This is a genomic window from Natronomonas aquatica, assembly GCF_024449025.1.
In the GTDB taxonomy this organism is placed as follows: domain Archaea; phylum Halobacteriota; class Halobacteria; order Halobacteriales; family Haloarculaceae; genus Natronomonas; species Natronomonas aquatica.
In genome coordinates this window covers 75,796-94,870 of sequence record NZ_JAHLKM010000008.1, presented here as the reverse complement: position 1 = coordinate 94,870, position 19,075 = coordinate 75,796, and the positions used below count along the sequence as shown (strand labels likewise).

Below are 19,075 nucleotides of genomic sequence, written 5' to 3'. Positions count from 1 at the left end.
CTGGTGGGCGATGTCGATGGTGACACCTCGCTCTCGCTCCTCGGCGAGGTTGTCCATCACGTAGGCGAACTCGAAGCCGCCTTTGCCCTCTCTTCGGCTTCCTCTCGGTACTGCTCGATGACGTGTTCGGGTACGCTCCCCGTCTCGAAGAGGAGCCGCCCGACCATCGTGCTCTTTCCGTGGTCGACGTGGCCGATGACGGCCAGGTTCTGGTGTGGTTTGTCGCTCATTATTGTCTCACGCGCGGATGCGCTGTATCGGGATCATTTGTCGGTGCCCCGTAAAACGATTTCGAAAGGGATTCGCCCGAATCCGGGCGCCTCGGGCGGTTTGCGAGCCGATACCACGGGGAGCGACGACCGCTACGACAGTTCCGGTAGCCGGCCGATATCCGCGAGTACCGCACTCGCCGTCTCGGGGCCGCCGGCGCCCCGCCCCGAGATGTTCAACCGTCCGGCGTGGTTCGTCTCCAGTTGGACGATGTTGAGCGTCCCCGAGACCGCCAACGTTCCGTTTTCGGGGACGAGCCGCGGTCCGACACGGACGTTGCCGTCGGAGACCTCGCCGACAAGCCGGATCGTCCGGCCGTCCTCGGCGGCCAACTCCAGGGCGCTGCCCGGCAGATCCGCGATCCCTTCGACCTCCGCGTCGGCGAGCGTGTAGGTCCCCTCATAGAGGACGTTCGCGAGGATGACACACTTCAGCGCGGCGTCGGTTCCCTCGACGTCGAAGGCCGGGTCGGCCTCGGCGACCCCGAGGTCTTGGGCCTCCGCGAGTACGTGCTCGTAATCGATCCCCTCGGCGGCCATCCGGCTGAGTATGAAGTTCGCCGTCCCGTTGAGAACGCCGCGTGCCGCGGCCACCTGTCCGTTGAGGTCGTCGATCGTCGACAGGATCGGGATCGCGCCGCCGACGGCCGCCTCGAAGAGGACGGTCCCCCCGGAGTCGGCCTCCAGCGCCCGGACCTCGTCGTAGCGTTCGGCGACCGGTCCTTTGTTCGCCAACACAGCGTGACGGTCGCGTCCGAGCGCCCGCTCGACGTGCGAGAAGCCGGGCTCGGCATCCCCGAGCGTCGTCGGCGTCGCCTCGACGAGGACGTCGTAGTCGGCGCCGAGGACGGCTTCGGGCGTCCCGTCGCCGACGATCCCGCGCTTGCGCTTCCGGGAGACGACGCCGTCCGGATCCACTCCCCCGTCCTCGACGACGCCGCTCGAGGAGTCGGCGACCCCGACGACGTCGTGGCCGTACTCGCCGGCCAACTCGAGTACCGCGGTGCCGACGGCTCCGGCACCCATCACGGCGAGTCTCATGGCCCCTCCTCCGTTAGCGGCTCGATCAGACGCAGCCCCTTCTCGTCGGCGACCGTCCGGGCGGTCTCCAGAGCGTCGCCCGTCTGGCCCTCGATCGCCTCGAGTCTGAGCCGGGCACTGGATTCCCCTTCGGTTCCCTGCGGGGCCGAAAGCGACACGTCGCCGACCGAGACGCCGCCACACTCGGTGAACTGCCGGAGCGTATCCGAAAGATCCGTCGCCACGAGGTGGCCGACCAGGACGACGGTCAACTCCTCGCTGTAGCGCTCGGCGCCGGCCTGGATCACGTTGACGCCCGCCTCTCGGAGGGCCCCGACGATCGTCTCGAACTGTGTCTCCGTCGCCTCCAGGTCGACCTCGACCGGGATGTGCCCCCTGGGCGTGAGGTTCCCGCGCTCGTGGAAGATCGAAAGCAGGTTCCCCCCGTTGTTCGCGATCGGTTCGAGGGCGCGCAACAGCTCCCCCGGCTCGTCGACGAGTTCCAGCCGGACCGTATACGATCGGACGTCCGTCTCGCTCATCGGTTCACCTCCGTACGTTGATCCATTGTTCGTTTTCAAGACCGCCGGATATATGAACGCGGTCATTTACGCGGGCGATACCCTGTTCTTTGGCCGTCGTGACGTTCTCGCTGCCGCCGGCTTCGAGCGCTGTGATGGCGGCGTCGACACTGGCCGTGACTGGTCGTCCGGGCGATTCGTCGGTCGTTGCTTCGGTAGCTGTCGTGCGTTTTGACATCCGTTCGGCGGGTCTGTAGCGTCGCCGGCATACCGGCGATGGGGTTGGTTATCGGGCGTTTCGAACCGGACCGGATCGAGAATAGTATGATGGTGGGGCTACTTGAGAGCCCCAATAGTACCGTGGATGCCGACGACTGTGTTCCCGGAGTCACCGCTGTCGAAGCGTGCGTGCTCGGATGCGACACTCCGCGTCATGCGTTCGAAACAGGTGTCACCTGTGGTTATTAAACTTTCTGTCGCCGCCGCGGGCGGTGTTCAGATAAGGATGACGAGTGAGGCGGTGTGTTTTCTGAGTTGTTCATGCCCGAAAACACACGCCTCAGCGGTAGTATCGACCAGATCGAATTAGGTTTTGTGAAACGAGAAGCGACACCGAAATTGCTGATGAAACTCGGTATTCATCCCCATCTTGCTGGCTTGTCACTTTCGAATACAGTTTCTATTCTTGAAATATTTGGTGTCGAGCGGGCTCGATCAACCGTTCAGACCAGTACTTCCGAGGTTTATTACGGTAAAATTCACTCAGAAAGCGGTCGATAGCCAATTAAACCTCGGAAGTACTGCTATGACGCCCTCATCACTGTAGGCCAGCACAATGCTAAAGCCGTGGGGTTTCTCGCTGTTACCGCATGAGGCGGACGGTCGTAGCCGGTTCCCGACGAGCGACCGGATATTCGGTTTCTTTCGGCGTGTGAGTCTCCGTAGCGCCGTGTCGCGCTCTACTCGGAATCGATATCGAGTCGATTAGAAATTTGGATAATGTTTGTTTTAGGGATAGAATATTCATATAGAGCACCAATATCGGAGTATAACGAAACAATATGCTATCTATTCCCACGAAAGGTTTAATAAACTACACCGGGGATGTTCTGACGAAGCCCACATGTCATCCCGGACACTCACGGCGGCACTGACGCTGTACCGGAGCGGGACGCTCACACTCGAAGGCGCAGCCAAGCACGGCGACGTTTCGACGGCGAAAGTCGTATCGGCGCTACGCTCGCGGGGGATCGCGGTCCGTGAATGCGATCACGACGGGGTGGACGAACGTCGAATCAACTGACGGGTTCCCGAGAAACTACCTGATTCAAGCAGAGAGTCCCGTCGTTCACGGCGGGCGTGAATCCGACAACCCACCATACAGACAGAAGTTTTAATCCAATCAAACCCCTGTATTTAGATAGTTCACTTGGGAAAATTGGAAGTGGTTTGGCGTTCCTCCGTTATCAAAAACGCGAGCCTGCCCAACGTGAGACTCCGTCGTGAGGCTGAGTCAGGTCGATGGCACGGCCTGTGTGGTTCAAGCGGATACTCAAGCACACCACTCCCACCCGGGACCGACGAACAACACACAAACCAGAGTACCCGCGAGGGGAATCTTGCCTCCGGTGGTTCAGGAACGGCCTGTTCCATGCGAGAGGAAACCTCGGTGTTCACGCCGAGGAGGATGTCATACGCCGGCGATTACAGGGCGTTCTCGATCGAGGCGGCGACCTCCCGAGCCCGGTCGGCCAGCGGTTCCGAGACCTGGCCGGCCTCGACGGATTCGTCGAGTTCGTCGTCGTCGACCCGCCGGACCTCGCCGTCGGGGCCTTTCACGACGTCGACGTGGAGGTCGACGTACCGGACCGCGCCGGGGAAGACCTCGACGGGCGTACAGACGTTGACGTAGGTACCGCGGCGCTCGCCGTCGGCTCCTTTATAAACGGTCGCGTACCACCACCGCCCCTCGACGAACGTCGTCGTCGCGATGTCGCCTTCGACCCGCTCGACGCCGAGCGCGTCGTAGGTGCCGCCGCCGGACATCTCCCGTTCGAGCGTGATCGAACCGTCGGGATCGACCTCGGTGACCTCGCCGCGGCCAAGCGTGACGGTCCGGCCGTCCGGCTTGCCGTGTTCGATCGCGATCCGATCGCCCGCGACCGGCCCGAACTGCCGGGTAACGGCCCCGAACGGGAACTCGCCGGCCGGCTCACAGAGGGCCTCGACGAAATCGACCGCGGCGCTTGCGGCCTCGTCGGCGGCCTTCGTTCGGTGGTGGCCGGTCATAGTGGTCGCCACCCGGCGGCGATACTCGTCCAGTTCGAACCGGCTCTCGCGGCCGAACCACAGCCACGCGCCGGCCTGCGGGGCGACGATCCGGCCGGGATATTCATCCGCGTCGGCGACCGCCGCCGTGAGGGCCTCGGCCCGGTCGTTGACCCGCCGGAGCGCCTCGGCCATCGCATCGAGGGAAGCCTCCTCGGCGGCCGGCGACCACCGGGGCGTCCAGCCCTCGGCCGGGTCGACGGGGAGGAGCTGTGCCATCCGGGCGGTCTCGCCCCGCGAGCCGCTCCCGTCGCGGCGGAGTTCGACGAGACCGCCGGGAACGCGGAGATCGGTCGCGAGCGTCGGCCGACGGTCACTCCAGGGCGGGGCCGGGGACGCGACCTGTAGGCGGTAGCGGTCGCCCTCGTCGACGTAGCCGTCGACGCGATCGTAGGGGAGAAACCCCGACACCCGATCGCCGTCGACCGAGCCGAGATCGACGACCGCGCCGGAGCCGAGCGTCTCCGTGACCTCGCCGGCGAAAACGGCGCCTTTCGGCGCGGGCGCACGCCAGGCGAGCGTGTCCCGGCCGATCGACTCGAGCCGGCCCCGTAGCCCGGAGACGGCCTCGGGTTCGCCGGCCACGCCGATACCCAGCCGGTCGTCGGTCGTCCGGACCGTGGCGTCGGCGACGGCGGCCGGGAACGGCTCGTCGAACCGCTCGCGGATCGGCGGCGACGCCGAGACGATGTCGTGTTCGTCCCGGAGCAGCTCGGTGAGGGCGGTCGTGTAGATGCCGCGGATCCGGACGTTCATAGCTCGGTTCGGTCGGCCGCAAGGCGGACCCGATCGTGGATCTCCGGGCCGAGCGTCAACTCGACGACCGACTCCGAGAGGACGCGACCGTCCTCGACGTAGGCGCCCCACCCATCGAAGTGGACGTACCCCCGGAGGTCGGCGGCGTGGGTGTAGAGATCGACGCCGACGAGGTCGTGTTTGGGGAACTCCGCCGAGGAGTGAGCCATGTCCATATCCGAGTACACGGTATCGAGGTCCGCGAGAAAGCTCTCGATAGCGTCGGCCTCGGCGGCGGTCGCCTCGAGGACCGACCCGGAGACCTCGGCGATCTCCGCGGTCGAGAGCCCGAACTCCCGGAGCGCCGTCTGGGTGCGCTGGTCGAAGTGCATGCCCGCCGTTCGTGGCCGATCGTTGAAAGCGTCCCGGCTTCCCCCGGCCGGCGAGCAGCGGCGGGGGCGACGATAGGGCGGGAGACGGACGGTTGGCGGCGGAAAGGTTAGGGGGATACCGCGAGAGAGTCCTCGTATGAAAGATCCGGTCGAGACGCGAGCCGACGACTCGGAGGATCTCTACGACATCGCCGACTGGGAGCCACGGACCGCGCTCGATCGGCTCGCGATCCGGACGTATCGAGGGATCCTCAGGGCCGGACGGCGGTTCGTCGTCGCCCTCGGGGTGTTCATCCTGCTCGTCATTTTGGCCGTCAGCGGGGCCGGCGGGCTGATCATCGACGACCCCTTCATCCTCGGGCTGGCGGCGTTTTCGGCCGTTCCGGCCGGCGTCCTGGCGCTGTACATCTACCGGACCGATATCACGACTAGGGAACCGCCCGGATTGCTCCTGGCGACCTTCGTCCTCTCGGTGCTGTTTGCCGGCTTCGCGGCGATCATCAACACCGTCTTCGGCTTCGTCCAGCTGTTTCCGCTCGTGGGGATCGTCCTCTTTTTCTACCTCGTCGTCGGGCCGGTAGAGGAGTCGGTCAAACTGCTCGCCGTCTGGCTGTACCCGTACCGAGACAGCCGGTTCGACTCGGTCGTCGACGGCGCCGTCTACGGGGCGATGGCCGGGCTGGGCTTTGCCGCGATCGAGAACGTCCTCTATATCACCCAGAACCTCCAGACGCCGGCGTCGGTGCTGTTACAGACGAGTGGCGGCCTCGTGGGCGGGGTTACCGAAACGATCCAGGCGGGCGGGCAGATAGCCGCCGTCCGCGGGCTGGCGGGGCCGGGCCACGTCGTCTACTCGGCGTTCGCCGGCTACTATCTGGGACTGGCGAAGTTCAACCGCGAGAACGCCGGGCCGATCGTCGCCAAGGGACTGCTCATCGCGGCGTTCATCCACGCCACGTACAACACGCTGGTCGGACTGGTGCCGGGGCTCGTCAGCCTCCTCGTTCCCGGGGTGCCGGTCCTCGTGTTGTTCTTCGGGTTCGTCGTCGTCTACCAGGGCGTCTTCCTGTATATCCTCTACCGGAAGCTGAAACGCTACGAGGCGGCCTACCGGCAGGCCCACGAGGGCGCCGAGCGAGCCTCGGAGTTCGAGGTCGAGAAAACGGAGTTCGATCCGGCGACGCGGTGAGGCGGTGAAGCGGCGCCGACGGACGGTTACCGGAACTGCACGCCCAGATCCTGCAAGCCCTCGTTTTGCATCGCGACGTTTATCAGAAGCGGCGTCAGCGCCTCGATCTCCGGGGCGTTCGCGATGCCGCCGGCGTCGAGCGGACGGAGCCCCTCGATCTCCGCCGCGAGGTCCGAGACGGTCGCCGTCGCGTCGTCGTCCTCGCCGAAGACGAGCGTGTCCCACTCGAAGTCGTTGTCGAGGTCGGCCAGCCCGCCCGCCGGGAGGTTATGGAAGGCGCCGACCAGCGGGACGTCGTCGGGTTTCGCCGACGCCGCGAGGGCGGCGACGCTGCCGGCCCCGGGGCGGTTGTAGTGAAAGCCGTCCTCGTCGCGCCGCATCCCGACTGCCGGCGTGACCAGTACCGTCCCGGGGTCGAGACGACCGGCGACCGCCTCGACGGTGTCGACGAGGTGGTAGGCGGGCACGGCGAGGACGGCGACGTCGGCCCGATCGGCCGCCATCGCGTTCTCGAAGCCCTTGTAATCGGCCTCGATTCCGCGCTCGTCGAGTTCGGCGGCGTACGCCTCGGCCCGATCGCGCGCCTTCTCGGGGTCCCGAGAGCCGACGAGGAGTTCGTGGTCCGTATCGCGACCCCACCGGAGCGCGAGCCCGCGTCCGATGTCGCCGGTACCGCCGAGGAGTGCGATTCGCATACTCCTGTCTCCGGCCGGCGGCGGGTTAACGGTTGTGAGATCGGAGACCGTTGCCACGGACGGAACGGGAGGGCGATCACTCGATCAGGCCGGGCAGCTCGTTGATGCTCTCGATGACGATGTCGGCGCCGACGTTGCGGTACTTCCGGCGGCCGGTCTCCCCCCTGAGTCCCCCCGTGAGGACGCCGACGCTCCGGTAGGTCCGATCGGGGTCGGTCTCGACGGCGTTGTTTACCGTTCGGATATCGTCGAGGGTGTCGCCGACGAAGGCCGGCCGGTCGGCATCGAGCCGGTCTGCCAACTCGACGAGCGCGCCGGGGTCGGGTTTGCCTCCCTCCCAGTCGTCCATCGTGAACCGGCGCCTTTCGGGGATCGAGAGCCCGACGCGATCGAGGGCGATCTCGGCCTCCGCGGCCGGCCGCCCGGTGAGGACACCGAGGGGCCACGCCTCGAGCGCACGGCGGGTCTCCGCCTCGAGCAAAACCGGCTCGTCGTGAATGAATCCCTCGGTGTCCAGATCCGGCTCGCCGCCCTCGAGTTCTCGGTAGAGGTCGCTCCCCAGATACAGCTGCTGGAAGACGTCCCGGAGCCGCTCGCGGTCCCACTCCGAGAGGATCTGCTCGCGGGACGCCGGGTCGAGTTCGTCCGCGACGGCGGTCTCGGCAGCCGCCGGGCCGCCGCCGGAGGCCTTTATCAGCCCGGTGTAGGTCTCGATGCTGAGCCGCGGTTTCTCCCGGCTGGCCAGCACGTACAGCGCCGCGGCGTAGGTCAGCTCCCAGTCGTTGTTGAAGCCGCCGGCGTTCTTGAACAGCTGGATGTCGTCGTACTCGATCGTCTCGCCGTAGACGTGCTCGACCGATTCGACGATAGCCCGCCGGTAGGAGTCGGCGACGTCGACGAGGACGCCGTCGACATCCAGAACGATCGCGTCGGCGTTCATGTCGTGACTCCGAACAGCGTTCCCGCCGGAAGCGTCTCCGGGGTCGCCTCGACGACCGCCGGGTCGGCGCCGAGCGTGGTGAAAAGACAGTCCGCTCCGGCCGTTTCCGCCGCGTCGGCGAGCGGTCCCTGGAGTTCCGGCGGGCAATTGAGCGCATAGACCGCGTCGGCGCCGGCGTACAGCGACGGATCGGGGTCGGTCACGTCGTCGCGGACGAACCGGACCGTCGCGGGCACCGGCCGCTCGCGGAGGTCCGTCGCCGTGACGCGGCACCCGCGTTCGGCCAGCGCGGCCGCGACGTCGGGGCAGTCACCGACGCCGACTTCGATCAGTTCGTCGTATCGGGCCAGGCGGTCGACGAGCGTGGCCATCGGGTCGGGTTGCACGTCGGGATGTTTATGAGCAACGGTATCTAACAATTTCGCATGCACGTCGACATCGTGCCGGTCGGTGACCTCCCCGCGGTCGTAAAGCGGGAGGCATCGGGGGGGCTGCGGTCGGTCTACGACTGTGAGGTGACGATTCAGGACGGCCAGCCGATCCCCGACGGCGCCTACGACGCCGACCGCGAGCAGTACCGTGCCGAGGAGTTCATCGAACTCGCCGGGCGGATCGGCGACGGAGAAAAGAACATCGCAGTCACCGACAAGGACCTCTACTACCGCCGGCGAAACTACGTCTTCGGGCTGGCGTACCTCTCGGGGAACGGCTCGGTCATCTCGACGTACCGGCTCCAGACCTCTTCGGACGGCGGGTTCTCCGAGCGGTCCGCGGGCGATATCTTCGCCGACCGGGTCCGCAAGGAAGTCATCCACGAGATCGGACACACGCTCGGGTTGGAACACTGCGACAACTCCCGGTGTGTCATGAACTTCTCGCCGACGGTCCGGGAGGTCGACGTCAAGGAGGAACACCTCTGTGGGAGTTGTCAGCGGCTCGTGTTGTAACTCGGCGCTCACTCGTTTCGGACCAGCCGCTTCTTTCCGGCCCGCGAGAGCCCTTTGATCTCGTGTTCGCGGCGCATCGCGGCCGGGCGACCGTCGAAACGCTCCGTGTGAATTACCTCGACGGGCGTCCGCCCGCGGGTGTACTTTGCGCCCTCGCCCGCGTTGTGTTCGGCGAGGCGCCGCTCGACGTCCGTCGTGTAGCCAGTATAGAAGGTGCCGTCGGCACACTCGAGTACGTAGACGAAATGCGATCCGTCGGTCGGTGTCGGCATCGATATCAGTTGCCCGACGGCGGATAAAAGTCCGTGGATCGAACGGCTGCTCGCGGCCCGCTACGACCGTTCGCCGGCGCGGTCTCTGGAAACCTCTGCGATACCGGCGTTTGCGGAACAGTTGGGACACGCACGGACGCGTCCGCTCTCGTCGGCGAACACCCGGGCGAACCGCCCGGAAACGTGCGCGTCACAGTGGTCACATCTGGGCATTCTGTCCTCAGCGAGGGGTCACTCGCCTGTATTCATATGAAGGGCTTCGAGACATTAATACTCTCGGCAAACGGTACCAAACGACCGGATCCGAGGGGGTTAAGAGCCGTTATACCGAGCGAGCGTCGACGGTCGGAAGGCCGCAGGTCCCACCCCGGGATCGAGGCCCGCGGTCGAAACGATTTAAATAGGGAGCCGATCACCCCGATCCGGGGGGCACAGGGTGGGGGTGAACTACCCCTGCCTACTCACTCACGGCTATCGCTGTTCGTTCCTTGAGGCAGGGGCTTCCTGTTTCCACGACGGAACTTGCAGACACTTCATGGATGGCATCCGTGTCCACAGCGGTTCCAGTCTCCGCAGGCGTTGCTTCGGAGTGAACCACTCCTATCTTCCGCAAACCACGTTCCCAGACGTTCAACGCGGCATTATAGTCACGGTCGGTTTCAAAACCGCAACTCGGGCATGAGTGTTCCCGGACCCACAACGGCTTCTCGGTTTTCACACCACACTGATTGCATTCTTTCGTCGTGTCTTCCGGGTCAACTTCCACGACGTGACACCCACGCTTGTTACCGTGGTGTTTGAGAATAGTGATGAAGGCTCGCCATCCAACTTCGTGGGTGTTCCGACCGTTCTTGTCGTCTTCAAGCAGTGACTTCACGTTGAGGTCTTCCACAAACACAGCGTCGAACTCGCTGGTGTAGAACGCCGCAACCTTATGCTTGAAGTCCAGTTTCTTCTGCCGCATCCGCTTATGCACTTCAGCCACCGTCTGTCGCTGTTTTTCCCAGTTGTTCGACCGGTGTTCTTTCCGGGAGAGCTTCCGTTGCTCGCGTTCCAGCCGTTCTCGGTCACTGGATAGGTCGAGACGGCTGATTTGCCTGCCGTCAGAGTCATGGATGAAGTTCGTGATGCCGAGGTCCAACCCGACAGTATATTCAGTGTCTATCTCGCCGGGGTCGGGCTTCTCGGCGGCGTCTTGTTCGATGTTGAGGCAGGCATACCATGCACCCGTCTGGTCTTTTTTGACCGTGACGTGTTTCACGTCAACGTCGTCTGGGAGTGGTCGGTGGAGCCGTATCGGAACGTCGATGTTGTCGCCGTTGACTTTCTTGAGTGTCAGGAGTCCACGTCTATTGGGGCCACTCTTCTCATCGAGTTCGAAACCCCGTTGGCGATACGTGAAACTCCGATACTCATGTGGCGCTTTCCAGTTTAACGACCCAACCGAGTAGCCTTTCTGCCTGAGCTTCCCGAGGTTTTCGATGTTGGTGGCGATCTGCTCAACAGCCTGTTGAAGGACTGTCGAGTAGATGTTCGTCAGATCAGTCCACCAGTCTTTCAAATCGGGTATCTCATCTCTGACCTGTGTGACGCGCTGTTTGACAGTGCCCTCGGTTTCGGGTATCCGGTTGTAGCGGTGCAGACTGTGGTTGTAGAGTTGTCGCACGGTGTCACGCACCCAGTCCAGTTGCTCCCGCTGCTGACTGTCAGGAAACAACCGATACTTGAGTGCGTAATCCATGCGCCGTACCTTGATTATCTACCTGTAGAAACTTAAAAATAAGCATCCCTCGCAGGACGATTCATCCCCACCCTACTCGCTCCCATCGGGTCGCTCCTTGAGGGTAGGGGCTTCTCGCCCAATCTGCTAAACGGGCGATAGAAGCATCCATGCCGCCCGATTTTGGGAAAGTATATAAAGGGCCCGGAGAAACAAGACCCTGTATGGCAGACCTGATCGTCAAAGCCACTGTGAAGGAAGCGCTCGATGACATGAACGTTGCCTCGGACTTCTACGCCGCCCTCGACGACGAGGTCGAAGAACTGCTCGAGGACGCCGCCCGACGGGCAGAGGAGAACGACCGCAAGACGGTCCAGCCGCGCGACCTGTAAGGTCGACGGCGTTTACGTTTTTTATATCACCCGAAGAGCGGCGGGGCCGGACCGCGACTTACCGTGATCCGCGTTCGCGGACGTCGACGCCCGATTCGGTTCCGACGTGGATCTCCTCGGCCATTCCGACGAAGAGGCCGTGTTCGACGACGCCCGGCAGCGCCGCGAGGTCGGCAGCGAGATCGGCGGGCGTGGCGATCTCGCCGAACGCACAGTCGACGACGAGGTTGCCGTTGTCGGTGACGACCGGGCCGTCCTTGCGTTCGGCGGCCCGAAGCGTCGGGTCACCGCCGAGCGATTCGAGCGCCGGTTCGAGAACGGGGACGGCGTCGGGCAGCACCTCGATCGGGACCGGACGGTCCAGCGTGTCGGCGAGTTTCGTCCCGTCGGCGACGATCCAGAGGCGGCCGGCGGCCGTCGCAACGAGTTTCTCGCGGGCGTGGGCCGCGCCGCCGCCCTTTATCAGATCGAAGCCGGCGATTCGGTCGGCGCCGTCGATCGCGACGTCGGGTGCGGCGTCCTCGAGCGTCACGAGCGGGATCGACGCCTCGCGGGCGAGTTGTCTGGACTGATAGGAGGTCGGGATCGCACGGATATCGAGCCCCGACTCGACCCGCCGGCCCAGCGCACGGATCGCTTCGGCGGCCGTCGAGCCGGTGCCGAACCCGACGACCGAGCCGTCGGGAACGGCCGCGGCGGCGCTCTCGCCGGCCCGTCGTTTCTGTGTGTCCGTTCCGCCGGGCTGTTTCATGCCGGCGTCTCGGACCGACGCGGAAAAAGCACTTGTGGTGTATGCCGTGTGCTGTCGCCCGGACGGACGGGCAGAGTTTTGCCCGTGGCGCGAGTGCCGCCGATATGTTCGGAACCAGCGGGATCCGCGGGGCGGTCGGAACGGAGGTGACCGCCGCCCTGGCGCTTCGGGTGGGACGGGCCCTCGGCGCGGAGACCGACCGGGTCGTCGTGGGCCGGGATCCACGGGACAGCGGCGAAGTGCTCGTCGACGCGGCGGCGGCCGGGCTCCGGGAGCTCGGAACCGACGTGGTCGATCTGGGGATGGCCGCGACGCCGACGGTCGCACGGAGCGTCGGCTGGCTCGGAGCCGACGCCGGCCTCGCGGTGACGGCGAGTCACAACCCCCCCGAGGACAACGGGCTCAAGCTGTGGCAGCCCTCGGGGCAGGCCTACGACACCGCCGACCAGAACCGCATCGCGGAACGAATCGAGGCCGACGAGTACGACCTCCGGCCGTGGGACGGGCTCGGAACGCGGACCGCCGCCGACACGTCCGCCCGGCACGTCGGGACGCTCCTCGAGGCCGCAGGCGGGGCCGACGCGCTCGATCTCGAGATCGCCGTCGACCTCGGTAACGGCGCCGGCGGGGTCACCGTCGAGGCGCTCATCGAAGCCGGGTGTGCCGTCGAGACGCTCAACGCCCAGCCGGACGGACGGTTCCCGGGGCGGCCCTCCGAGCCGACCGAAGCGAACTGTCGCGCGCTCGCGGCGCTGGTCGCTGATGGCGCCTACGATCTGGGGATCGCCCACGACGGCGACGCCGACCGGACCCGGGCGGTCGCGGGCGACGGGACCTTCCTGTCGGGCGATGCGCTTTTGACGCTCTTTGCGGCCGACGCCGCCGAGGCGGGCCGGCGTGTCGCCGTCCCCGTCGATACCAGCCTCGCCGTCGAGGACTTTCTCGCCGACCGCGGCGTGGCCGTCACCCGGACGCCCGTCGGTGACGTCCACGTCGCCGAGGCCGCACGCGCCGAGGACGTCGCCTTCGGCGGGGAGCCCTCCGGCGCCTGGATCTGGCCCGAGGCGACGCTGTGTCCGGACGGCCCGCTCGCGGCGGTTCGGCTGGCGGCGCTCGCGGCGGCCGAACCGATCGGGAAGCGACTCGAGGCGATCCCCTCGTATCCGATCCGGCGGGCGAGTATCGAACGGACGGACAAGGCGGCGACGATGGCGGCCGTCGAAGCGGAGGTGCTGGAAACCTACGAGTCGGTCGGGACCCTCGATGGCGTCAGAGTCGAGCGCGACGACGGCTGGTTTCTGATCCGTGCCAGCGGTACCCAGCCGCTCGTTCGGCTCACGGCGGAAGCGCGCGCGTCGGGACGGGCCGAGGAGCTGCTCGCGGAGGCCCGTTCGCTCGTCGAAGACGCCGACGGCGGCGGCTAAACGTCACGAACACGAAAGAACGAAGAGTCGGGCGGTCAGGTCACGTCCGGCGGGTCGAACGGGCCTCGCGGACGTCCGATCCGTCCCGGATCTTGTCCTCACACTGTGGACAGACGCGCGGGTTCTCGACACCGTTCGGCGTGAAAACCCGTGCGTACGCTGCCGTCACGAACGCGCCGCAGTTCTGACATTCCGGCATACATACCTGGAAGGTCCGAATACACATAATTATAGTGTGAGAGACTGTACCGCGCCGGAACGGCCGTCACGGGGGCGCGGGCGGGCGGCGGTCAACACAGCTCTAGGAGCGCGTCGATCTCCTCTGCGGTGTTGAACGCGTGGACGGACGCCCGGATCACTCCCGAGGGGAGATCGCGGACAGCTATTTCAGCCGCCTCGGTTCGCTCGAGGAACGACCCGGTATCGTCGACCTCGAAGGCGACCAGCCCGGATTCGTAGACGTCTGGCGAGAGACACCTATCGCCGAGGCCCGCCTTGAGCCGATCGGTGAGCCGTTCGATCCGGGCCTCGACCGTGTCCATCCCGACCGACTCGAGCAGGTCGATCGCCTCGATCAGGCCGGCGTAGGGGGCGACCGCGTTCGTCGAGACCTCGAGACGGCTCGCATCGGGGTGATACTCCAGGCCCTCTCCGGTGGGATCGGTCACGCTCCGGTAGCCGATGTGGCGGGGGCGGAGCGCCGAAAGCGAGTCGGGGGCGACGTACACGAACCCGGCGCCCCACGGCCCGAGCAACCACTTGTGGCCCGACGCACAGACGACGTCGGCACCCCACGCCTCGACGTCGATCGGGTGCTGGCCGACCGTCTGGACGGCGTCGACGACGACGAGCGCGCCGGCGTCGTGGGCGATCTCGACAGCCTCGGCGACGGGGAGCCGCGTTCCGTGGAGCCAGCTTTCGGAACTCAGACAGACCAGCCGTGCCCCCTCGACGGCCTCCCGGTAGGCGTCCATCGGCAACCGACCCTCGGGACAGGAAACCGTCGTGACCTCGATGCCCGTCTCGGCGAGGCGCCGCCACGGCAACACGCCCGAAGGGTGTTCTAGGTCGGTCCGAACGACCCGATCGCCCGGTTCCCACTCGAGAGCGTTGGCGATCCGGCTGATCCCGTCGCCGGTCGCATCGACCAGCGCGATGTCGGCCGGGGTGGCGCCGACGTGGGGCGCGATCGCCCCCCGGGCTTTTTCCTTGAGGTCTGCGGCGGCGGTGTAGTGACCGACCGAGCAGACGTCGAATTCCTGGCGTCGCTGGGCGTCGGCGACCGCCTCGACGACGGGTTCGGGACACGGTCCGCTGGCGCCGGTGTTCAGGTACGCACACGACTGACAGGCGGGAATCTCCGCGCGGAGATCGGTCGGATCCATGGGCCGGGTTCGGCCGCCGGCGGAAAAGGTCTACCCCATCCCGTCGCCGACAGGGACGGTACTCCACAACCACAGTCGAGACGTAAACGGTTTATCCTATTGTCCCCCACTCGGAGACGACACAGATGGTCCCCCCAACGCGACGCAACCTCCTCCGGACAGCCGCCGCTTTGACCGCCGGGCTGGCCGGCTGTGGGCGGTTCACCGGCGAGGAGTCGAGCGTCTCGCGGTCGGCCTCGGACGGCCCCGGGCCGTCGACCCGCGGTGAGAACAGCGAAACCGACCCCGACAGCCTCCTGCTCCGGACCGACGCGGCCGAGCCGTCGATCCGGCTGGCAGGTGCCGACGGGACACCGGCCGGGGCGGACCGACAGTCCAGGTATCACACACACACGGTCGTCGACAGCGGATCGCGGGCCGAGAACCTCGTCGTCGCCGACGGCGCCGACGCGACGGCGGTCTCGTCGTTCATCTCGGCGACAGATTTCGAAAACGAGACGATCTATCTCGAGACGGTACGCGTCGCGGAGTGTTTCCGGCTGAAGCTCTGTTCGGTCTCGTGGGCCGTCGACGAGGTACAGACGAACTACGTGCGGCGTGGGCGCCCCTACGACGAGCGCTGTGCCGCCGACGCGGAGGTCTTCGAGTCACGGCTCGTCCGGATCCCCGCGAGCCTCGCCGAATCGGAGGTCAACGGCTACGGCTCCAGCATCAGCGGACGCGGGTCCTGCCACGGCGACGGTCCCGCCGGTGCCGAGGGCGCCGACGGCGGGTCCACGGAGGACGCGGCGAACGCCACCGACGGGGGGACGGAGCGATGACCGACCCGACCTGGACACGGCGGAGGGTCCTGCTTTCGGCCGGGGCGGCGGCGGCTCTTTCCGGCTGTAGCGGACTCGGCGGGCGATCGGACGACTCGGCCGAAGCGATCCCGATCACGCGGCTTCCGGACGTTCCCGATCCCGACGAGTCGACGCCGATCGTCGAAGCGGACCTCCCGGTCGACATCGAGCGCGACCGGCTGGCCGGAACCGCGAGCCGTGTGACGGACCTGCTCGGGCGGCTCCCGATGCCGCTGGGGCCGGAAGACATCCCCAACGGGCACGTCCGGGAGGAACTCGTTGCGGCGGCCGAACGGGCGACGGACCGCCTCGATGCGGCCCGATCGGCGGGAACGCGGCTGTCGGCGATGAGGTCGCTCCGGCGCGCACGGACCCAGGCTCGATACGCCGCGGCGGGGTGGGCCTTCGTCGCCGACGGGCGGACGGAGCCGGACCTGCGTTCGGCCCACCGGGAGACGCTGAACGAGGCGAACGCCTTCCGGTCGGAACACGAGTACCGCGGCGAGGATCCGGTCCGTGCCGTCGTCGTCCACGCCGGCATCGAAGAGACCATCGAGCGGATCTTCGGAGGTGATCCGGCACCCTACGGCGATCCCGGCGCGCTCCTGACGGTCGCCGAGTGGGGCGAGAGCGCGGAGTCGGCACGGGCGGGCCTCGAGGACAGCCGCTATCTGTACGGGCGGTTCGGGGCCTCCCTGCCGTCTGACGCCGGCGACCTCGCGTCGACGTTCGAGGCGTCGGCCGAATCGCTGACCGGGACGCTCGAACGCCACCTGGCGGAACTGCCGGCCGCCCCCGAGGAGAGCGACAGCCGATTGCGTATGCGGCTCGAAGGTCGCCTCCACGACGAGGCCGAATCGAGCGCCCGGAGCGCGAGAGACATCGAGAGCCCGGCACGGACGGTACAGTCCGCCACGGAGGCGCTCGTCGACATCCTCGCGTACGATCGGCTCCGAGACCGGATCGACGAGGGCGAGCGCTTCCGCGCCGAAACCGGCGAGGACGTCCGTGCGATACGATCCGAGGCACTTTCGGCCATCCGGACAGGGCTCGAGGAGAGCCCCCGTCCGGCGCTCGTCCGCGGCGCCCTCGCCGACGCGGCGTGGCTCGTGGTCCACGCCGACGACGAGTTGGCGCGTCAACACAGCAACGTCAGGCCCGCCGGCCTGGACGATACGATCCGGCGGTACGTCACGGCGACTCTGCGGGCCCGGAACGCCCCGGCCGCGTGCCGGGAGGTCCTCGACACGCTGGAGTCCTGAAGGCCTCCGAACCCGCCTCGACGGGCAGTTCTATCCGTCGGCGTCACGAAACGCCGTCCATGCCGACGGTCACGACTGACGGGACGCGGCTCCGATACGAACAGTCCGGGCCGGCCGATCGACCGGCTATCGCCTTCGTTCCGGACGTCGGGTTCGGCCCGTGGGTGTGGGGCTGGCAGGCGCCGACGCTCTCGGGACCGTACCGGACGCTCGTCTACGCGGCGCGCGGCACCGACGGGTCCGACCGGAGTAGCCCCTACACCCTCGATCGGTTCGCCGCCGATCTGGAGGCGGTCCTCGCCGCGGCCGGTCTCCGGCGGGTCCACCTCGTGGGGGCAGGGCTCGGCGGGATGGTCGCGCTCCGACACGCGAGGACGTACGGCCGCGCCCGGTCGCTTTCGCTTTTCGGCGTGCCGCCGTCGGGCGATCGGATCGACGCCGACGCGCTCGCGGCGCTGCACCCCTCGGACCCATCGCGGCTCCGGTCGTCGCTGTCGTTGGCGTTCACCGACCGGTTTCTGGCCGAGTCGAACGCCGTCGATCGGATCCTCGAGTGGCGGAAAACCGAGGACGCGGCCGGCGAGGCGCTCGCCGGACACCGCTCTGTGGCGCTGGGGTTCGATCCCGGACCGCTGTACGAACTGTCGGTCCCGGCGCTGGTCTTCCGTGGGACCGACGATCCGGTAGTGCCGAAGACGGCCGGCGAGACTCTCGCCGAGACGCTCCCGCGGGGACGCTTCGAGGCCGTCGAGGGCAAGCGGTGCTGTTATATCGAACACGCCGCGGCCGTGACTGACGCGATCGAGGGGTTCCTCGGCCGCGTCGAATCCGACGAGGTGTAACCGGCGTCGAACCGGGGCGAAGGGAACCGAGATCGGGGACGGGGGACGGGAGACGGGCTTCGGGGACAGGTCACTCGATCCGTTCGCGGAGGTCGGCCGTGACAGCCCCCGTTCCCGACGTGCCGCCGATGTCGGGGGTGCGCGGGGCGTCGGGGTCGGCGAGTTGGTCGGCCACCGCGTCCCGCAGCTTCGAGGCGGCCGAGGCCTCGCCGAGATGCTCGAAGAGAAGCGCCCACGATCGGACGGCGCCGATGGGGTTTGCGATCCCCTCGCCCGCGATGTCGAAGGCGCTGCCGTGGACCGGCTCGAACATCGAGGGGTGTTCGCGGGTCGGGTCGACGTTCGAGGAGGGCGCGAGGCCGAGGCTCCCGGAGATACCCGCACCGAGGTCGGTGAGGATGTCGCCGAAGAGGTTCGAGGCGACGAGCACGTCGAACTCCTCGGGCCGTCTGACGAGGTCCATACTGGCGGCGTCGACGAGCAGCCGCTCGACGGAAACCCCGGGGTACTCCGCGCCGACCTCGTCGACGATATCGTCCCAGAAGACCATCCCGTGGGCCTGTGCGTTGGACTTCGTGACGTTGGTGAGCTCGCCGTCGCGGTCGGCTGCGGCCTCGAAGGCCGCCCGAACGATTGTCTCGGTTCCCTCGCGCGTAAACAGCGCGCTCTGGACGGCGACTTCGTTGTCGAAGCCCCCGTACTCGCGACCGCCGATGTCGGCGTACTCGCCCTCCGTGTTCTGTCTGTAGACGACGAAATCGATCTCCCCGCCCGCATACTCCCGCAACGGGCTCGTAACCCCCTCGAACAGGTGGGTGGGACGCTCACAGACGTGCTGTTTGAACCCCTTCGTGATCTCGAGGCGGAGCCCGCCGAGCGTCACGTAGTCCGGCACTTCGGGGTGGCCCACGGCGCCGAGAAAGATCGCGTCGTGATCGCGGAGCCGATCGAGACCGTCCTCGGGCATCATGGCCCCCTCCGCGAGGTACCGTTCGGAACCCCACCCGTAGTCGGCGGTTTCGATCGACACGCCGGCGGCGTCGGCGGCCGCCTCGGCGACCGGCAACGAGCGATCGACGACTTCGGTGCCGATACCGTCTCCCGGGATGACTGCGATGTCGTTCGGCATCAGTTATCGGGCACCGTCGA

Annotated in this window: 22 protein-coding genes and 2 pseudogenes; 9 read left to right on the top strand and 15 right to left on the bottom strand. The window is 66.8% G+C overall.

The genetic code is table 11. The features are described from left to right. The 3 genes and pseudogenes from KM295_RS08585 to KM295_RS08575 form a co-directional block, all read right to left on the bottom strand. Positions 1–230, bottom strand: a pseudogene (locus tag KM295_RS08585) (GTP-binding protein); the annotation flags it as partial. A 132-nt stretch (positions 231–362) separates the two neighbouring features. Beyond that, complete coding sequence (locus KM295_RS08580; RefSeq protein WP_256029531.1) at positions 363–1,310, bottom strand: homoserine dehydrogenase; 948 nt, start codon at positions 1,308–1,310, stop codon at positions 363–365. Then, positions 1,307–1,831 carry an amino acid-binding protein gene (locus KM295_RS08575; protein ID WP_256029530.1) on the bottom strand — a complete coding sequence of 175 codons (525 nt, stop codon included), beginning with the start codon at positions 1,829–1,831 and terminating at the stop codon, positions 1,307–1,309. The genes KM295_RS08580 and KM295_RS08575 overlap by 4 nt, the downstream gene beginning before the upstream one ends. A 519-nt stretch (positions 1,832–2,350) precedes the next feature. Between KM295_RS08575 and KM295_RS08570 the strand changes: the two are divergent. Both KM295_RS08570 and KM295_RS08565 read left to right on the top strand, forming a co-directional pair. Next, positions 2,351–2,587 (top strand): annotated as a pseudogene (locus KM295_RS08570) (IS6 family transposase); the annotation flags it as partial. Between the two features lie 346 nt (positions 2,588–2,933). Beyond that, on the top strand, positions 2,934–3,113 hold the full coding sequence (locus tag KM295_RS08565) for a DUF7317 family protein (RefSeq protein WP_256029529.1): 180 nt from the start codon (positions 2,934–2,936) through the stop codon (positions 3,111–3,113). A 401-nt stretch (positions 3,114–3,514) separates the two neighbouring features. Here KM295_RS08565 and KM295_RS08560 read toward each other — a convergent pair whose 3' ends face one another. Then, positions 3,515–4,894 carry a ribonuclease FAU-1 family protein gene (locus KM295_RS08560; RefSeq protein WP_256029528.1) on the bottom strand — a complete coding sequence of 460 codons (1,380 nt, stop codon included), beginning with the start codon at positions 4,892–4,894 and terminating at the stop codon, positions 3,515–3,517. After that, positions 4,891–5,265, bottom strand: coding sequence for a DUF7532 family protein (locus KM295_RS08555; RefSeq protein WP_256029527.1), 375 nt, complete (start codon positions 5,263–5,265; stop codon positions 4,891–4,893). Before KM295_RS08555 ends, KM295_RS08560 begins: the two co-directional genes overlap by 4 nt. Before the next feature lie 136 nt (positions 5,266–5,401). Here KM295_RS08555 and KM295_RS08550 point away from each other — a divergent pair, with 136 nt between their 5' ends. Next, positions 5,402–6,454 (top strand): PrsW family intramembrane metalloprotease, encoded by a 1,053-nt coding sequence (locus tag KM295_RS08550; RefSeq protein ID WP_256029526.1) that lies wholly within the window; start codon positions 5,402–5,404, stop codon positions 6,452–6,454. Positions 6,455–6,480: 26 nt separating this feature from the next. Here KM295_RS08550 and npdG read toward each other — a convergent pair whose 3' ends face one another. The 3 genes from npdG to KM295_RS08535 all read right to left on the bottom strand — a co-directional run bounded on the left by npdG (position 6,481) and on the right by KM295_RS08535 (position 8,460). Beyond that, positions 6,481–7,149, bottom strand: coding sequence for an NADPH-dependent F420 reductase (gene npdG, locus KM295_RS08545; RefSeq protein ID WP_256029525.1), 669 nt, complete (start codon positions 7,147–7,149; stop codon positions 6,481–6,483). 76 nt (positions 7,150–7,225) lie between these two features. After that, complete coding sequence (locus KM295_RS08540; RefSeq protein WP_256029524.1) at positions 7,226–8,089, bottom strand: TIGR01548 family HAD-type hydrolase; 864 nt, start codon at positions 8,087–8,089, stop codon at positions 7,226–7,228. Then, entirely contained in the window at positions 8,086–8,460 is a 375-nt protein-coding gene (locus tag KM295_RS08535; protein WP_256029523.1) for a UPF0146 family protein, read from the bottom strand. The genes KM295_RS08540 and KM295_RS08535 overlap by 4 nt, the downstream gene beginning before the upstream one ends. A 54-nt stretch (positions 8,461–8,514) precedes the next feature. On the opposite strand from KM295_RS08535, the gene KM295_RS08530 reads away from it, so the two are divergent. Continuing rightward, positions 8,515–9,036 (top strand): archaemetzincin family Zn-dependent metalloprotease, encoded by a 522-nt coding sequence (locus KM295_RS08530; protein ID WP_256029522.1) that lies wholly within the window; start codon positions 8,515–8,517, stop codon positions 9,034–9,036. A gap of 8 nt (positions 9,037–9,044) precedes the next feature. On the opposite strand, the gene KM295_RS08525 is transcribed toward KM295_RS08530, so the two are convergent. From KM295_RS08525 to KM295_RS08520, 3 genes are all read right to left on the bottom strand, one after another. Next, on the bottom strand, positions 9,045–9,308 hold the full coding sequence (locus KM295_RS08525) for a GIY-YIG nuclease family protein (protein WP_256029521.1): 264 nt from the start codon (positions 9,306–9,308) through the stop codon (positions 9,045–9,047). Between the two features lie 60 nt (positions 9,309–9,368). Then, a complete protein-coding gene (locus KM295_RS17045; protein ID WP_418904772.1) occupies positions 9,369–9,521 on the bottom strand; it encodes a DUF7563 family protein in 153 nt (50 codons plus the stop codon). A gap of 244 nt (positions 9,522–9,765) precedes the next feature. Then, positions 9,766–11,049: an RNA-guided endonuclease InsQ/TnpB family protein gene (locus KM295_RS08520; RefSeq protein ID WP_256029520.1), complete on the bottom strand. Its 1,284-nt coding sequence runs from the start codon at positions 11,047–11,049 to the stop codon at positions 9,766–9,768. Positions 11,050–11,252: 203 nt separating this feature from the next. Here KM295_RS08520 and KM295_RS08515 point away from each other — a divergent pair, with 203 nt between their 5' ends. Next, complete coding sequence (locus tag KM295_RS08515) at positions 11,253–11,420, top strand: DUF1931 domain-containing protein (protein WP_256029519.1); 168 nt, start codon at positions 11,253–11,255, stop codon at positions 11,418–11,420. Positions 11,421–11,478: 58 nt separating this feature from the next. Here KM295_RS08515 and rpiA read toward each other — a convergent pair whose 3' ends face one another. Beyond that, the gene (gene rpiA, locus KM295_RS08510; protein WP_256029518.1) at positions 11,479–12,171 is read right to left on the bottom strand and encodes a ribose-5-phosphate isomerase RpiA; all 693 of its coding nucleotides are present in this window, start codon (positions 12,169–12,171) and stop codon (positions 11,479–11,481) included. A 104-nt stretch (positions 12,172–12,275) separates the two neighbouring features. Here rpiA and glmM point away from each other — a divergent pair, with 104 nt between their 5' ends. Next, complete coding sequence (gene glmM, locus KM295_RS08505) at positions 12,276–13,595, top strand: phosphoglucosamine mutase (RefSeq protein WP_256029517.1); 1,320 nt, start codon at positions 12,276–12,278, stop codon at positions 13,593–13,595. Between the two features lie 40 nt (positions 13,596–13,635). On the opposite strand, the gene KM295_RS08500 is transcribed toward glmM, so the two are convergent. Both KM295_RS08500 and KM295_RS08495 read right to left on the bottom strand, forming a co-directional pair. Continuing rightward, entirely contained in the window at positions 13,636–13,794 is a 159-nt protein-coding gene (locus KM295_RS08500; protein WP_011322121.1) for a DUF7563 family protein, read from the bottom strand. A 91-nt stretch (positions 13,795–13,885) separates the two neighbouring features. Further along, entirely contained in the window at positions 13,886–14,980 is a 1,095-nt protein-coding gene (locus KM295_RS08495) for an aminotransferase class V-fold PLP-dependent enzyme (RefSeq protein ID WP_256029516.1), read from the bottom strand. A gap of 125 nt (positions 14,981–15,105) precedes the next feature. On the opposite strand from KM295_RS08495, the gene KM295_RS08490 reads away from it, so the two are divergent. Genes KM295_RS08490 through KM295_RS08480 form a run of 3 tightly spaced genes read left to right on the top strand, consistent with a single transcriptional unit; the run spans position 15,106 to position 17,926 of the window. Further along, positions 15,106–15,801 (top strand): hypothetical protein, encoded by a 696-nt coding sequence (locus KM295_RS08490; RefSeq protein ID WP_256029515.1) that lies wholly within the window; start codon positions 15,106–15,108, stop codon positions 15,799–15,801. Next, entirely contained in the window at positions 15,798–17,084 is a 1,287-nt protein-coding gene (locus KM295_RS08485) for a hypothetical protein (protein WP_256029514.1), read from the top strand. Before KM295_RS08490 ends, KM295_RS08485 begins: the two co-directional genes overlap by 4 nt. Positions 17,085–17,143: 59 nt before the next feature. Next, positions 17,144–17,926 (top strand): alpha/beta fold hydrolase, encoded by a 783-nt coding sequence (locus KM295_RS08480; RefSeq protein ID WP_256029513.1) that lies wholly within the window; start codon positions 17,144–17,146, stop codon positions 17,924–17,926. Between the two features lie 70 nt (positions 17,927–17,996). Here KM295_RS08480 and KM295_RS08475 read toward each other — a convergent pair whose 3' ends face one another. Next, entirely contained in the window at positions 17,997–19,055 is a 1,059-nt protein-coding gene (locus KM295_RS08475) for an isocitrate/isopropylmalate dehydrogenase family protein (RefSeq protein ID WP_256029512.1), read from the bottom strand. Positions 19,056–19,075 lie beyond the last annotated feature (20 nt).